This is a genomic window from Sphingomonas daechungensis (assembly GCF_039543105.1).
GTDB lineage: Bacteria > Pseudomonadota > Alphaproteobacteria > Sphingomonadales > Sphingomonadaceae > Sphingomicrobium > Sphingomicrobium daechungense.
Genome location: NZ_BAABJC010000001.1, coordinates 1,358,611 through 1,372,629, shown reverse-complemented (window position 1 = coordinate 1,372,629; position 14,019 = coordinate 1,358,611). Strand labels below are relative to the sequence as shown.

The window sequence follows — 14,019 nt, the reverse complement described above, 5'->3', positions numbered from 1 at the left end:
CGACCATTGGTTGCGGCAAAAGCGGGTTCCGGTCGGGGAGTAGCTCAGCCTGGTAGAGCACTGTCTTCGGGAGGCAGGGGCCGGAGGTTCGAATCCTCTCTCCCCGACCACTTACTTGCGCTAGCGACGATTAGTCCGCGCCCCCCGCCACATCATCAGAGCTCGCGTGAGTCCGCTTGACACCGACCGAATGGCTGGGATGTTAGCGCTCACAAAGAGGGACCGTGCATGGGGAGTATCGAGCGCGCGCGGGTCGTCGTTACCTGCCCCGGCCGCAATTTCGTCACGCTCGTCATCGAAACCAGCGATGGAGTTCGCGGGGTCGGCGACGCGACTCTCAACGGACGTGAGTTGTCCGTCGCAGCCTATCTCAACGACCATGTGATTCCGTGCCTGATCGGCCGCGATCCGCACCGGATCGAGGACATCTGGCAGTTTCTCTATCGCGGCGCCTATTGGCGGCGTGGCCCGGTCACAATGAGCGCAATCGCCGCGGTCGACACAGCCCTGTGGGACATCAAGGGCAAGGTCGCCGGCCTGCCGCTCTATCAATTGCTCGGGGGCGCAAGCCGTGAAGCTGTCATGGTCTACGGCCATGCAAACGGCGGGACGGTCGAGGAGACGGTCGATAGCGCGCTCGATTACCAGGCGCAGGGGTACAAGGCGATCCGCCTGCAGAGCGGTATTCCGGGCCTGGCCTCGACCTACGGCGTGTCGAAGGACCGATACTTCTACGAGCCGGCCGACGCCGACCTTCCGACCGAAAACCTTTGGTCGACGGAGAAGTATCTGCGGTCGGTGCCCGAGCTTTTCGCCGCCGCGCGCGAAGCTCTCGGCTGGGACGTCCACCTGCTGCACGACGTCCATCACCGCCTGACGCCCATCGAGGCCGCGCGCCTCGGAAAGGACCTCGAGCCGTATCGACCGTTCTGGATGGAAGACGCGGTCGTGGCCGACAACCAGGAGAGCTTCCGGCTCGTTCGGCAGCATACGACGACACCCCTCGCTGTCGGGGAGATCTTCAATAGTGTCTGGGATGCCAAGACGCTGATCCAGGAACAGCTGATCGACTATATTCGCGCGACTGTCGTCCACGCTGGCGGCATCACCCATCTGCGGCGGATCGCGGCCTTTGCCGACATGTTCAACGTGCGCACCGGCTGCCACGGCGCAACGGACCTGTCGCCGGTGACGATGGCTGCGGCTCTCCATTTCGACCTGTCCGTGCCGAACTTCGGCATCCAGGAATATATGCGGCACACCGAGGAGACAGACGCCGTCTTCCCGCATGCCTACACCTTCGAAAAGGGTGCAATGCATCCGGGCGATGCACCTGGCCTGGGCGTGGACATCGACGAGGAGGCCGCGGCGCATTTCCCCTACAAGCGCGCTTACCTGCCGGTGAACCGCCTCGAAGACGGCACGATGTTCAACTGGTGACCGAGGCGCTGGCCCTGCATCCAGACCGGTTGTTTCCGGCGGAAGAGCGAACGCGAGGAATAGCGCGCGACCTGTACGACAGTGTTCGCGACCTGCCGATCGTAAGCCCGCACGGGCATACAGATCCCGTCTGGTTCGCAAACAACGATCCGTTCGCCAATGCCGCCGAGTTGCTCCTCACGCCGGATCACTACTTGTTGCGGATGCTCTACAGCCAGGGCGTCCCGCTCGACCGGCTCGGAGTGGCCACGGTTGACGGTAAGACAGCATCTGACCCGCGCGAGGCTTGGCGCTGCTTCGCCGAACACTACTACCTGTTCCGCGGAACGCCCTCGAGGCTTTGGCTCGACTGGATCTTCGCCGAGATATTCGGATTGGAGATCCGGTTGTCGGCCGAGACCGCCGACCTCTATTTCGATCGTATCGATGCGGCGCTGCAGACGGCGGAGTTTCGGCCGCGCGCCTTGTTCGATCGCTTCAATATCGAAGTGCTGGCGACCACCGAAAGTCCGCTGGACACGCTCGAGCATCATCGCGCGATCAGGGAGTCCGGTTGGGACGGCAGGGTGATCACCGCCTATCGGCCGGACCCGGTGGTGGATCCCGACTTCCCTGGTTTCAGCGATAACCTTCGCCGGTTCGGGGAGATGACCGGCGAAGACGTCTCGAACTTTGGCGATTATCTGCGTGCCCACGAAAAGCGCCGCGCTGCCTTCCGGGAAGCGGGAGCGACCTCGACCGATCACGGCCATCCGACCCCGTTCACCGCCGACCTGTCGCGGCCGGAGGCGGAGTCGCTGTATTCGACGATCCTTGGCGGTGATTTCTCCGCGCAAGATGCAGAGCTGTTCCGCGGGCAGATGCTGACTGAAATGGCGCGGATGAGCCTCGATGACGGAATGGTCATGCAGATTCATCCGGGCGCCCATCGCAGCCACAATCCCTGGCTGCTGCAGGAATATGGACGCGACAAAGGCGCCGACATTCCGATCCCGACGGAATACGTTCGAAACCTGAAGGCGCTGCTCGACCGCTTCGGCAATGAGGCGCGGCTGACCATCATCCTCTTCACGCTCGATGAGACGACCTATTCCCGCGAGCTGGCGCCATTGGCCGGCCATTATCCGGCACTGCGGCTCGGGCCGCCCTGGTGGTTTCATGACAGTCCGGAAGGGATGCAGCGTTTCCGCGAGCAGGCGACGGAGACCGCTGGCTTCTACAACACGGCCGGTTTCGTCGACGACACGCGCGCGTTTCTGTCGATTCCCGCGAGGCACGACGTCGCGCGCAGGATGGATTGCGCCTTCCTTACCCGCCTCGTGGCCGAGCATCGGCTGGACGAAGACGAAGCGTTCGAAGTCGCACGGCAACTCGCCTACGATTTCGTCAAGCAGGCGTACGCGTTGTGACGGAGCGCCTTCGAAACGCCACGATCGCGAACCTGCCCGCTAGCATTCGTCGGCCGTCTTTCGATAGACGCGCGCTGAAGCCCGGCGTCGTCCATGTTGGCCTGGGCGCCTTCCATCGGGCGCATCAGGCGCCGGTGTTTCAGGCGCTTGCCGAAAGGGGCGACTTGCGTTGGGGCGTGGTCGGTGCGTCTTTGCGGTCGCCCGCAGTACGCGACACTTTAGTGCCTCAGGACTGCCTCTACACGCTGGCCGTCGACGATGGAGCTGAACGTGGGATCAGCGTCGTGAGCGTCATTCGCGATGTGATCGTGGCGCCCGAAGATCCGGCTCGGCTGGTCGAGGCCATTGCTGCGCCGGAGACCGGGATCGTGACGGTGACCGTAACGGAAAAGGGCTATGATCTTCCGCGGGCCACGCTCACCTCGCCGAAGACGACGCCAGAGCATCTCGCTGCCGGCTTGCTCAAGCGGCGCGAGCGGGGACTTCGTCCGCTCACGATCATCTCGTGTGACAATCTTGCGGGCAATGGCAGCAAGCTGAGGGCACTGGTTAGGGAAGCCGCAAACGCCAACGATCCGGCGCTCGGCGAATGGATCGAGCAGGAATGCGCGTTTCCAGCCACGATGGTCGACCGCATCGTACCGGCCACGTCCGAGCGCGACATCGAGCGAATATCGGCGGAGCTGGGCGTGCTCGATCGCGCCACGGTGCGAACCGACGGCTTCTGGCAGTGGGTGATTGAGGACCGCTTTGCCGGCGAGCGGGCCGACTTCGAAAGCGTCGGCGTGCAGGTCACCAAGGACATCGCGTCCTGGGAACAGGCAAAGCTCCGACTGCTCAACGGAGCGCATTCCGCAATGGCCTATCTCGGCGCTTTGGCGGGGATCGAGACGGTCGACCGCTTCGTCGCGGAGGGGTGGGGAAGGGCGCTGGTCGAACTGCTCTGGGATGAGGTGCAGCCGACGCTCAGCCCTTCGTCGGAAGTCGATCCGGCGGCTTATCGCGACAGCCTGATGGCGCGGTTTCGAAACGCTTCGCTTGGCCATCGGCTGATGCAGATCGCCATGGACGGATCGCAGAAGCTGCCTCAACGATTGGTCACTCCGGCCGTCGAGCTGATTGACCGCGGCAACCAGCCATCGGCGATCGCTCTTGTCCTCGCGGCGTGGATGCATTTCCAGTCTGGACGGAGCGACGCCGGTGAAAAGGTGCAGGTTGACGATCCGTTGGCTGCGACAACTTCGCGCCTGGTTTCCGAGGCGCGAAATTCGACCGACCAGGTCACGGCGCTTCTCGGTCTTGACGCTGTCTTTCCGCGCCGTCTCGTAGCCGATTCGCAATTCGCGGCGCTCGTGGCCAGCCATCTCGACAACATCCGGCATCTCGGCGCGCGAGCGGCAGTCGAGCATTTCGTGGAGGTCCGCGTATGAAGCTCGACCGTCCCGGCCCGATCCTGTGCTTCGGCGAAGTGATGCTTCGCTTGAGTACGGCGCCAGGCGTACGGCTCGCGAATGCGCAGTCTCTGGCAGTGCACGCTGGAGGGTCGGAGGCGAACGCCGGTGCCCTGCTTGCGCAACTCGGTCGTCAGGTGGAAATGATTACCGTCCTGCCGGCCTCACCGCTCGGCGACCAGTGTGAAGCGTCGCTTCGAAGCGTCGGGCTCGATACCCGGCACGTCAGGCGAAGCGATGGCCGCATGGGTCTCTACTTTGTCGAAGGCACCGCAGGCGCCGGCCGCATCGTCTATGACCGGGCGGTATCGGCCTTCGCCGAGAACGCCGATGCATCCGACTGGCCTGCCCTGGCTCGCGATGCCTCCTGGTTCCATATGTCCGGGATCAATCTCGCGCTAGGCGGAAAGCCCGCCGAAGCTGCGTTGGATGCTGCTCGGGCGATGGTGGATGCGGGTGTTCCGATCTCCTTCGACGTCAACCATCGCGCATCGCTGTGGGAAGATCGTTCGGAAGCGGATGTCCGCCGGGTCAACGACCTGTTGGGCCTGACGGACGTGTTGTTCACGAATCCGCGGCATATTGCTGGCCTCGCTGACGAAGATGCAATCGCTGGAGCCTTCGCCGCATTCCCCAAGATCGCCGTGATCGCCTGGACGGAGCGATCAGTCGAACACGGGCGATTGTCAGCCAACGTCACCACTCGTGACGAGTCTTTCGAGACTGATGCAGCGTCCCTCGCGAATGTCATCGATCGGATAGGATCCGGCGATGCGTTTGCCGGTGCAGTGATCGACGCGATCCTGCGCGGAGCAGCAGCCGAGGAATGCGTGAAGGTCGGTCTGGCCGCAGCAGTGATGAAGCACGGGATCGCGGGGGATCGCTGGATCGGCACGCGCGAGGACCTCGAGGCTTTCGATCCCTTCGCGCCGGAGGACGTCCGGCGATGATGGAGATCGGGGAAATCATGCGGCTGTCGCCGGTGATTCCGGTGCTGATTATTCACGATCCGGCACAGGCCCGGCCGGTCGGCGAGGCGCTCGTTCGAGGTGGCCTGCGGGTTCTTGAAGTCACATTGCGCACGCCTGCCGCACTCGACGTTATCCGGGAGCTGCGCGGGATCGATGGGGCGGTGGTTGGCGCCGGGACAGTCCTCACCGAAAAGCAACTGGACGACGCCCTCTCGGCAGGCGCGGAGTTCGCGGTCTCCCCGGGCATGACGGCGCCTTTGGCAACGGCCGCCATCACCCGCGGCATTCCTTATCTGCCGGGAATCGCGACCGCGGGCGAGATCATGCGCGGCTTCGAACTCGGGCTTCGTCATTTCAAGTTCTTCCCCGCGGAGGCCGCCGGAGGGAGGGCCGCGCTGAAGGCCCTTTCAGCTCCGTTCGGCGACGCGCGCTTCTGCCCGACCGGAGGTGTGACGGAGGAAACGGCGCCGCAGTGGCTTGCTCTCGAACAAGTACTTTGCGTGGGCGGGAGTTGGCTCGGTCCTAGCGCCTCGACCGACCTCGCCTCGATCGAGGCCGCGGCGCGGCGCGCCAGCACATTTCATTCCTCACCATCGGAGATCCAGTAGCCATGAGCGTCACTCGCCGACGAACCCTGCTTAGTGCCGCAATGCTTTTGGGCGCGGTCGTCGCTTCCGGAGGGAGCGCAGCAATTCCACCGCTGATCCCGGAAGGGAGCGAGCCGGCGGTCATCGCGAGCGGCTTCAAGTGGTCGGAAGGACCCGTCTGGATTGCGGACGGCGGCTACCTTCTCTTCAGCGACGTTCCGAACAATCGCATCCATCGCTGGTCGGGTGGGACAGAAGCCAAGATCTTTCTCGAACCATCGGGCGGAACGGCGACGACGGGGTTCCGCGAACCCGGCTCGAACGGCCTCAAGCCGGGCCCGGCCGGCTCGATCATCATCGCCGACCAGGGCAACCGGGGCGTTGCCCTGCTCGACCTGAAGACTCATGCGAAGCGGGCGCTTGCCCAACAATATGGCGGGAAGAAGCTCAACAGCCCGAACGATGTCGCGGTCGGGCCTGATGGGGCGATCTGGTTCACCGATCCGCCCTATGGCCTCGAAGGCATCAACGATTCCCCGCTGAAGGAGCAGCCCGCGAACGGCGTTTACCGCATCGGGATGGACGGCACCGTTACGCTGATCGACGGCGAACTGACATTTCCGAACGGACTGGCTTTCTCACCCGATGGACGCACCCTGTACGTGTCCAGCTCCGATCCGGAGAAGGCCGTGATCATGAAGTATGCCGTCGGGCCGGACGGGAGCGTCAGCGGCAAGACCTTGTTCGCGGACTTCACGTCGGACGCGAAGGCCGGCAAGCCCGGCTTGCCCGACGGAATGACCGTCGATGAGCATGGTAACCTGTGGGCGACCGCTCCGGGCGGTATCCGGATCCTGAGCCCGGACGGAAAGGCGATCGGCCGGATCGACCACGACAAGCCAATCTCCAATGCCGCATTCGGAGGACCAGACGGACGCACTCTATTCATGACCGCGTCTGACCAGATCCTTGCATTGAAGACCAACGTTCGCGGAGCGCCGGCTCGAATGCCGGTCCTGCCAAGTGGGAGCAACAAGCCATGACGATCGAGTTTTCCAGGCGCGACCTGATTGGCGCGGGCGTCGGTGCCGCACTGCTCCCATCGATCGCAAGGGGGCAGACCCCGCCCGCCAAAGGTAGCGTCGGCTTCGCCATCGTTGGCCTCGGGAAGCTTTCGCTGGGCCAGCTCGTGCCCGGTTTTCGGAACTGCAAGAAGGCGTATCTCGCGGCTCTCGTCAGCGGAAGCGAGGAGAAAGCGAACCGTGTCGCCGCCGAACAGAAGCTGCCGTCGCGCGCGATCTACAATTACGCCGATTTTGACCGCATCGTCGCCGATCCCGGCATCGAGGTTGTCTACATCGTGCTGCCGAACTTCATGCACGCGGAATATACGATCCGCGCGCTGAAGGCTGGAAAGCATGTGCTGTGCGAGAAGCCGATGGCGACGACCATCGAAGACGGCCAGCGGATGATTGCAGCCGCCAAAGCGGCCAACCGGCACCTGATGATCGCCTATCGCTGTCATTATGAGCCGATGAACCTGGTGGGTATGCGGCTGCTGCGTTCGGGCAAGCTCGGCAAGCCGCGCATCGTCGTGACCGACATGGGGCGTCAGTCGGATCTGTCGGATCCCTCAGATGCCTGGCGCCTGGACATGAAGAAGTCGGGCGGCGGGGCTCTCACGGACATGGGCGTGTATGGCGTCAATGGCGCACGCTATCTGCTCAACGAGGAACCGACCGAGGTCCAGGCCTGGTCGCGTACCGACCGCAACGATCCTCGCTTCAAGGAAGTTGAAGACCTCTACGCCTGGCAATTCCGTTTCCCGTCCGGCGCGATCGCCAACGGCTCGACGTCGTTCAGCTACGCCGGGACGATGTCGTGGCACGTCATGTGCGAGAACGGGAAGATGACGGCCGATCCGGGCTGCTTCTACGGAGGCAACCGGCTGACGGTGACCGGCAATGGCGTCGAGACTCCGCAAATCACGGAGATCGACCAGTTCGCGCGGGAGATGGACTGGATGGCCGACGTCGTGCGCGGCCGGGCGCCGATGGTCTCGACCGCTGAAGAGGGCGTTCAGGACATGCGCCTGATGGAAGCGATCATGGAGTCTGCCGCGAAGGGCGGCGCGACCGTTGCAACCAATTTCGGGTTCCGCAGGCCGGTCGATCCGGCGGCGGTCGTGGACGTGCCAGCAGCCTGAATTCGATAGGGGGCTAAGATGCGTGTTGTAAGTGCTTTGATGTTTGGCGCCATGACGGCGCTTGCTGCTGTTCCGGCCTCGGCGGACGAAGTCGATGCGCTCATCGCCAAGATGACGCTGGAGGAGAAAGCGGCGCAGCTGCAGGATAGCGCGCCTGCGATCCCGCGGCTCGGCCTGCCCGCTTACACCTATTGGAACGAAGCGCTCCACGGCGTCGCTCGCGCAGGCGAAGCGACCGTCTTTCCGCAGGCGATCGGGATGGCGGCGACCTGGGACAAGTCACTCCTTCGAGCCGAGGGCCAAACCATCGGCATCGAAGGCCGGGCGAAATACAATCAGGCGCAGAAGGAAGGGCGCACCGGCCGCTATTTCGGCCTCAACTTCTGGTCTCCGAACATCAACATCTTCCGCGACCCGCGCTGGGGCCGGGGTCAGGAAACGTTGGGGGAGGATCCATTCCTTACCGGCGTGCTCGCCACCGAATTCATTCGCGGCGTGCAGGGAAACGATCCGAAATATCTGACTGCGGCGGCGACAGCCAAGCACCTGGCGGTGCACAGCGGCCCCGAACAGGACCGCCACCATTTCAACGTCAATCCGTCACGCCAGGACCTGACTGAAACCTATCTTCCGGCGTTCCGGCGCACGATCATCGACGGCAAGGTCGAGATCGTGATGTGCGCCTACAATGCGGTCGACGGAAAGCCGGCGTGCGGGAGCGAGGAGCTGGTCAACCAGACCCTTCGCAAGGACTGGAAATTCGCGGGCCACGTGACATCCGATTGCGGGGCGATCGACGACGTCACCACCGGCCACAAGTTCACCAAGACGAACGTCGAGGCGGTCGCGGTTGCCGTGAAGGCCGGCACCGAGATGAACTGCGGCTTCAAGAACGAATATCTTGACCTGCCAAAAGCCGTCGCTGCCGGGTTGATCACGGAGAGCGAGATCGACGTAGCGTTGAAGCGCGTGCTCGGCACCCGCGCCAAGCTCGGCATCCTTCCGGCGGGAACCATCACTCCGTGGTCGGACACGCCTTATTCGGCGAACCACTCGGCGGCGCATATCGATGTGGCATTGCGCGCCGCCCGAGAATCGATCGTCTTGCTCAAGAACGACGGGATCCTGCCGCTGAAGGCTGCTCCGGCGCGCATTGCTGTCGTAGGACCGGGTGCAACGTCGCTTATTTCGCTGGAGGGCAATTACAACGGAACGCCGACGGCGGCCGTTCTTCCCCTGGATGGCCTGAAGCAGGCCTATCCCAGTTCGAATATTAGCTATGCGCAAGGATCCGCATTCGTCGAAGGGGCCTCCGTCCATGTCCCCCGCACGGCGTTCACCGACGGGGTGACCGCCCAGTTCTTCAACAACACTACGTTCGAAGGGCCAGTGGTCGCGACCCGGCGCTACGACGAGCTCGACCACAATTGGAACTGGATCGCACCGGCCGAAGGCGTGAACCCGCGTGATTTCTCCGTGCGATGGACGGCGTCACTCAAGCTTCCGGCGGCGGGCGATTACCGCTTCGAGCTTCAGCGCCGCCGTTGCGACGCCACCTCGGATGTCGAGCGCTACGTCATCACGATCGAAGGCGCCGAGCCGCTCAAGGTGGAAACGCCATGTTCGGCCCGCGACGCTGGTGAATCCCCGGCGGTCGTCATCCATGCCGCCGACACCAAGCCGAGAAAGCTTGTGGTCGAATATGCTCATCGGTCGAAGGATTACGCGCCGGTCGTGACGCTCGCCTGGCAGGCTCCGTCGCAGGCCCTGCTGGACCAGGCATTGGCGGTTGCAAAGCCAGCCGACGTCATCCTCGCTTTCGTGGGGCTGAATGCCTGGCTCGAGGGCGAGGAAATGCCGGTCGCGGTGCCGGGCTTCTCGGGAGGCGACCGCACGGACATCGGCCTGCCTACCACGCAGCGAAGAATGCTTCAGGCTCTTCAGGCGACCGGCAAGCCGGTTGTGGTCGTGCTTCAGACGGGCTCCGCGGTGTCACTGGGCGACGACGGCCAAAAGACCCGCGCGATCCTCAACGCCTGGTACGGCGGGGAGCAGGGCGGAAAGGCCATCGCGGATGTGATCTCGGGCAAATACAACCCGGCCGGGCGGCTTCCGGTGACCTTCTACACCGCCGGTGAAAAGCTGCCTGACTTCGCCGATTATTCGATGCGCGGGCGCACCTACCGGTATTTCTCCGGCACCCCCGAGTATCCGTTCGGTTACGGGCTAAGTTTCACCAGGTTCGGTTATTCCGACGCCAAGGTCGAGGCTCCCGCAGTCGCCGCAGGTGCGAAGCAGCGGGTAACCATCAAGGTCCGCAACGACGGCAAGGCTGCGGGCGACGAGGTCGTCCAGCTCTACATCTCGCCGGAGCGGCGGGATGCACCTTTGCGCTCGCTCAAGGGTTTCGAGCGAATCCACCTCGCTCCGGGCGAAGAGCGCACGGTGGCGTTCGATCTCGTCCCGCGAGACCTCGCCTTCGCCGATGCAAACGGCGTGATGCGGATCGTGCCGGGGACCTACAAGGTGTGGGTCGGTGGAGGTCAGCCAGGAACTGTGGCGCCCGGCCAGGCGACGGCCTTCCAGGTGACCGGCGAACTCACGCTGGATCCCTAGGCTTCTGCGGGTGGCGCGAACTTGGTGACCGGCTGATAGCGCGGATTGATCAGGTGCACGACGAGGAGGGCGATCAGATAGGCTGAGCCTGCGATGACGAAGATCGGCGTGTAGCTGCCGAATTTCTCCAGCACCCAGCCCGCATATTTCGCCATCAGCATCCCGCCGAGCGCGCCCGCGAAGCCTCCGAGGCCGACCACCGATCCGACGGCCCAGCGCGGGAAGAGGTCGGCGGGCATGGAGAAGAGGTTGGCGGAGAAACCCTGGTGGCCGGCGCAGGCGAGACCGATCAGAAGAACTGCGATCCACACGCTTGGTGCCGATACGGCGAAGGTTACCGGGACGACGATCAAGGCGCAGAAAAGCATCGCCCGCTTGCGCGCGCGACCGACGTCGATTCCGCGTCCCAACAGCTTCGAGCTGTACCAGCCGCCAAGGACCGACCCGACGTCCGCCAATATGTAGACCGCGACCAGAGGAGGGCCGAAGGACTTGAGGTCGAGGTCGTACCTCTTGTGGAAGAAGTCCGGCAGCCAGAACAGGAACGTCCACCAAATCGGGTCGATCAGAAAGCGTCCGCTCATGTAAGCCCACGCTTGGCGCGTGGTGAGCAACCGCCTCCACGCGACCGGCTTCTGCGGCTCCACCTTGTCGGATTCGATGTACGCGAGCTCCGCGGCGCTGACGCTCTTATGCTCTCGCGGGCTGCGGTAGAACAGGAACCAGGCCGCGATCCAGACGATGTTGATGAGGCCCGTCACGACGAAGGCGGACTGCCAGCCCATCGCCAAGGCGATGGCCGGAACGATCATCGGGGTCAGGATCGCTCCCAGATTTGCGCCGGCGTTGAAGATGCCGATCGCCAATGCTCGCTCGCGGCGTGGAAACCACTCCGACGTTGCCGCGAGGGCGGCGGGATACGTCCCGGACTCGCCGAGCGCGAGCACGATACGCGCAATCGCAAAGCCCCTCGTCGACGTAAAAAATGCGTGCGCAATATGCGCAACCGTCCATACGCCCATCGCCAGCAGATATCCGGCGCGGGCGCCGATGCGGTCGATCAGGCGCCCGAAGAAGAGGAAGCCAATTCCATAGGCGGCCTGGAACCAGAAAACGACGTCTCCGTACCCGCTCTCCGACCAGCCATAGAGTTCCTGAAGCGTCGGCTTGAGGACGCTAAGGACAAGCCGGTCGATGTAGCTGAGGACGACGGCAGCGAAGAGCAGGCCGCAGATCAGCCAGCGTACGCGTGCGCCCTTACCCGGGGGCGCAACCACGTCGACTGCCGCGACGTCGCTCAACTGATCCGAAGCCAACCGCTCATGATAGCGTTAACAAAGCTGTTGCTGCCGCATTGGTCAAGCTGACTGACGGTTCGCCCCATCTAACGTTAGCGCCGGTCGATGATCGCCCGACCGATGTCCGTGATTTTCGTGCAGCCGGTCAACGCCATCGCGACACGCATTTCCGCTTCGAAGAGCTTCAGGACATGCGCGACACCCGCCTGGCCGCGGCCTGCCAACGCGTAGGCCCAGGCGCGGCCGACCAGGACGAAGTCGGCCCCGAGCGCGAGCATGCGCACGACGTCCAGCCCTGAGCGCACTCCTCCGTCGACGAGGACAGGAAGCTTGCCGTCTACCGCATCGGCAATCGAGGGAAGGGCGCGAGCGGTGGACGAAACGCCATCGAGCTGACGGCCGCCATGGTTCGAAACGACGATGCCATCCACACCGTTGGTCACGGCCGCTCTGGCGTCATCTGGTTCGAGGATACCCTTGATGACCAGTGGCCCATCCCAATTCTCGCGGACCCAGGCGACATCGTGCCAAGTGATCGATGCATCGAAATTGGAGCCGATCCAGCCGAAATAATCCTCCAGGCCGGTGTTCTTGCCGAGCACCGGTTCGAGGTTGCCGAGGCTGTGCGGACGGCCGTTCAATCCGACATCCCACGCCCAGCCTGGCCGAGCCAAAGCTTGAAGACCCCTCTGGAGACGGGTGCCGCCCGACAGTCCGGAACGGTAATCGCGGTAGCGGCTGCCCGGGACGGGCAGGTCTACCGTTAGCAGCAGGGCATCGCATTTGGCCTCGCGCGCCTGCGCGAGGAGGTCGCGGACGAAGCCGCGATCCTTGATGATGTAGAGCTGGAGCCAGAACGGCGATTGCAGCTTGCGAGCGATTTCCTGCACCGGGCAGACGCCGAGCGAAGACAAGGTGAAAGGGACGCCGGCGGCACGCGCCGCCCTCGCCGCCTGAACCTCGCCGCGGTTGGCGTACATGCCGGCCAGCCCGATCGGGCCAAGTCCGATGGGCAACGACCACGTCTTGCCGAACAGCTCGGTTGAAAGATCGAGCGTCGAAACGTCGCGCAGGACCTGCTGCCGAAGCTTGACCTCCCGAAGGTCGCCCACGTTCGCGGCCAGCGTAACCTCGTCGTAAGACCCGCCGTCGAGATACTCGAACAGGAAGTGCGGGAGCCGTCCGCGTGCAAGCTCGCGATAGTCGCTGACGTTCGCCGCTTTGCGCATTCAGCCTTCAGGTCGCGAAGCTGGGGTCGAGGCGATGCGCCTTCCGCTTGAGCGCCGGCCACGCGAGCAGGTTCGCCGCGAGCGGAAGTCCGACCTCGCCCTGCTGGGCAGTGATTTCAGGCGCGCCCTGTGGCGGGTGGCTAAGATTGGTGCCCGCCGACAGCGCCATGATCTGCGCCTGGCAGGCACGCTCCAGGAAGTAGAGGCGGATGAAGCATTCGCCGACGTTTTTGCCGACGGCCAGCGTACCGTGATTGCGAAGGATCATGGCGCTCTTGGTACCAAGGTCCGCAACGAGCCGTTCGCGTTCCGCGAGGTCGACGGCCACACCTTCATACTCGTGGAACGCAATCTCGCCGCGGATCAGCATCGCCGTTTGGGTCAGCGGCATCAGTCCTTCCGAATGTGCGGAGACCGCCTGCCCGGCGGGCGTGTGGACGTGCATCACCGCATGCGCATCGTCGCGCGCCATGTGGATTGCGGAATGGATGGTGAAGCCCGCCGGATTGGTGATGAACGGCGTCGGCTCAACCGGGTTGCCCGTGACGTCGACCTTGACCAGTGAAGAGGCCGTCACCTCTTCGAACATCAGTTGGTAGGGGTTGAGCAGGAAGTGATGCTCCGGTCCGGGAATGCGCGCGGACAAATGCGTGAAGATGAGGTCGTCCCAGCCGTAATAGGCGACCATCCGATAAGCGGCGGCGAGGTCTTCTCGGATTGCCCATTCTTCGTCGCTCACCTTACCCTTCAGAGAGGGGATTTCGACCGAGTCCAGGCGGGTAGTTTGTGTCATTCCGCGGTTGATCGCATCG

11 protein-coding genes and 1 tRNA gene are annotated in these 14,019 nt (G+C 63.8%); 9 read left to right on the top strand and 3 right to left on the bottom strand.

Going from position 1 to position 14,019, the window contains the following annotated elements; translation table 11 throughout:
* The first annotated feature begins 33 nt into the window (after nt 1–33).
* From ABD928_RS07155 to ABD928_RS07115, 9 genes are all read left to right on the top strand, one after another.
* Nucleotides 34–110 (top strand) — tRNA-Pro (locus ABD928_RS07155).
* A gap of 118 nt (nt 111–228) precedes the next feature.
* Nucleotides 229–1,440 (top strand): D-mannonate dehydratase ManD, encoded by a 1,212-nt coding sequence (manD, locus tag ABD928_RS07150; RefSeq protein WP_345167458.1) that lies wholly within the window; start codon nt 229–231, stop codon nt 1,438–1,440.
* Nucleotides 1,437–2,849, top strand: coding sequence for a glucuronate isomerase (gene uxaC / locus ABD928_RS07145; RefSeq protein WP_187715695.1), 1,413 nt, complete (start codon nt 1,437–1,439; stop codon nt 2,847–2,849). The genes manD and uxaC overlap by 4 nt, the downstream gene beginning before the upstream one ends.
* On the top strand, nt 2,846–4,279 hold the full coding sequence (locus ABD928_RS07140) for a mannitol dehydrogenase family protein (RefSeq protein WP_187715696.1): 1,434 nt from the start codon (nt 2,846–2,848) through the stop codon (nt 4,277–4,279). Before uxaC ends, ABD928_RS07140 begins: the two co-directional genes overlap by 4 nt.
* Nucleotides 4,276–5,250: a sugar kinase gene (locus ABD928_RS07135; protein ID WP_187715697.1), complete on the top strand. Its 975-nt coding sequence runs from the start codon at nt 4,276–4,278 to the stop codon at nt 5,248–5,250. Before ABD928_RS07140 ends, ABD928_RS07135 begins: the two co-directional genes overlap by 4 nt.
* Nucleotides 5,247–5,879: a bifunctional 4-hydroxy-2-oxoglutarate aldolase/2-dehydro-3-deoxy-phosphogluconate aldolase gene (gene eda, locus ABD928_RS07130; RefSeq protein WP_425569691.1), complete on the top strand. Its 633-nt coding sequence runs from the start codon at nt 5,247–5,249 to the stop codon at nt 5,877–5,879. The genes ABD928_RS07135 and eda overlap by 4 nt, the downstream gene beginning before the upstream one ends.
* Nucleotides 5,880–5,881: 2 nt before the next feature.
* The gene (locus tag ABD928_RS07125) at nt 5,882–6,901 is read left to right on the top strand and encodes an SMP-30/gluconolactonase/LRE family protein (RefSeq protein ID WP_345167449.1); all 1,020 of its coding nucleotides are present in this window, start codon (nt 5,882–5,884) and stop codon (nt 6,899–6,901) included.
* On the top strand, nt 6,898–8,064 hold the full coding sequence (locus ABD928_RS07120; RefSeq protein WP_223276594.1) for a Gfo/Idh/MocA family protein: 1,167 nt from the start codon (nt 6,898–6,900) through the stop codon (nt 8,062–8,064). Before ABD928_RS07125 ends, ABD928_RS07120 begins: the two co-directional genes overlap by 4 nt.
* Nucleotides 8,065–8,082: 18 nt before the next feature.
* The gene (locus ABD928_RS07115) at nt 8,083–10,680 is read left to right on the top strand and encodes a glycoside hydrolase family 3 C-terminal domain-containing protein (RefSeq protein ID WP_345167445.1); all 2,598 of its coding nucleotides are present in this window, start codon (nt 8,083–8,085) and stop codon (nt 10,678–10,680) included.
* Here ABD928_RS07115 and ABD928_RS07110 read toward each other — a convergent pair.
* From ABD928_RS07110 to ABD928_RS07100, 3 genes are all read right to left on the bottom strand, one after another.
* Nucleotides 10,677–11,981: an MFS transporter gene (locus tag ABD928_RS07110; RefSeq protein WP_345167442.1), complete on the bottom strand. Its 1,305-nt coding sequence runs from the start codon at nt 11,979–11,981 to the stop codon at nt 10,677–10,679. The genes ABD928_RS07115 and ABD928_RS07110 overlap by 4 nt on opposite strands.
* Nucleotides 11,982–12,070: 89 nt before the next feature.
* Complete coding sequence (lldD, locus tag ABD928_RS07105; protein ID WP_345167439.1) at nt 12,071–13,207, bottom strand: FMN-dependent L-lactate dehydrogenase LldD; 1,137 nt, start codon at nt 13,205–13,207, stop codon at nt 12,071–12,073.
* Between the two features lie 7 nt (nt 13,208–13,214).
* Nucleotides 13,215–14,000 carry a class II aldolase/adducin family protein gene (locus ABD928_RS07100; RefSeq protein ID WP_187715835.1) on the bottom strand — a complete coding sequence of 262 codons (786 nt, stop codon included), beginning with the start codon at nt 13,998–14,000 and terminating at the stop codon, nt 13,215–13,217.
* Nucleotides 14,001–14,019 lie beyond the last annotated feature (19 nt).

Bases quoted from the DNA above. Each gene is read 5' to 3' on its own strand.
- ABD928_RS07125 (WP_345167449.1), top strand. From the start codon at position 5,882: ATGAGCGTCACTCGCCGACGAACCCTGCTTAGTGCCGCAATGCTTTTG.
- ABD928_RS07135 (WP_187715697.1), top strand. From the start codon at position 4,276: ATGAAGCTCGACCGTCCCGGCCCGATCCTGTGCTTCGGCGAAGTGATG.
- lldD (WP_345167439.1), bottom strand. From the start codon at position 13,207: ATGCGCAAAGCGGCGAACGTCAGCGACTATCGCGAGCTTGCACGCGGA.
- eda (WP_425569691.1), top strand. From the start codon at position 5,247: ATGATGGAGATCGGGGAAATCATGCGGCTGTCGCCGGTGATTCCGGTG.
- ABD928_RS07100 (WP_187715835.1), bottom strand. From the start codon at position 14,000: ATGACACAAACTACCCGCCTGGACTCGGTCGAAATCCCCTCTCTGAAG.
- ABD928_RS07115 (WP_345167445.1), top strand. From the start codon at position 8,083: ATGCGTGTTGTAAGTGCTTTGATGTTTGGCGCCATGACGGCGCTTGCT.
- ABD928_RS07120 (WP_223276594.1), top strand. From the start codon at position 6,898: ATGACGATCGAGTTTTCCAGGCGCGACCTGATTGGCGCGGGCGTCGGT.
- manD (WP_345167458.1), top strand. From the start codon at position 229: ATGGGGAGTATCGAGCGCGCGCGGGTCGTCGTTACCTGCCCCGGCCGC.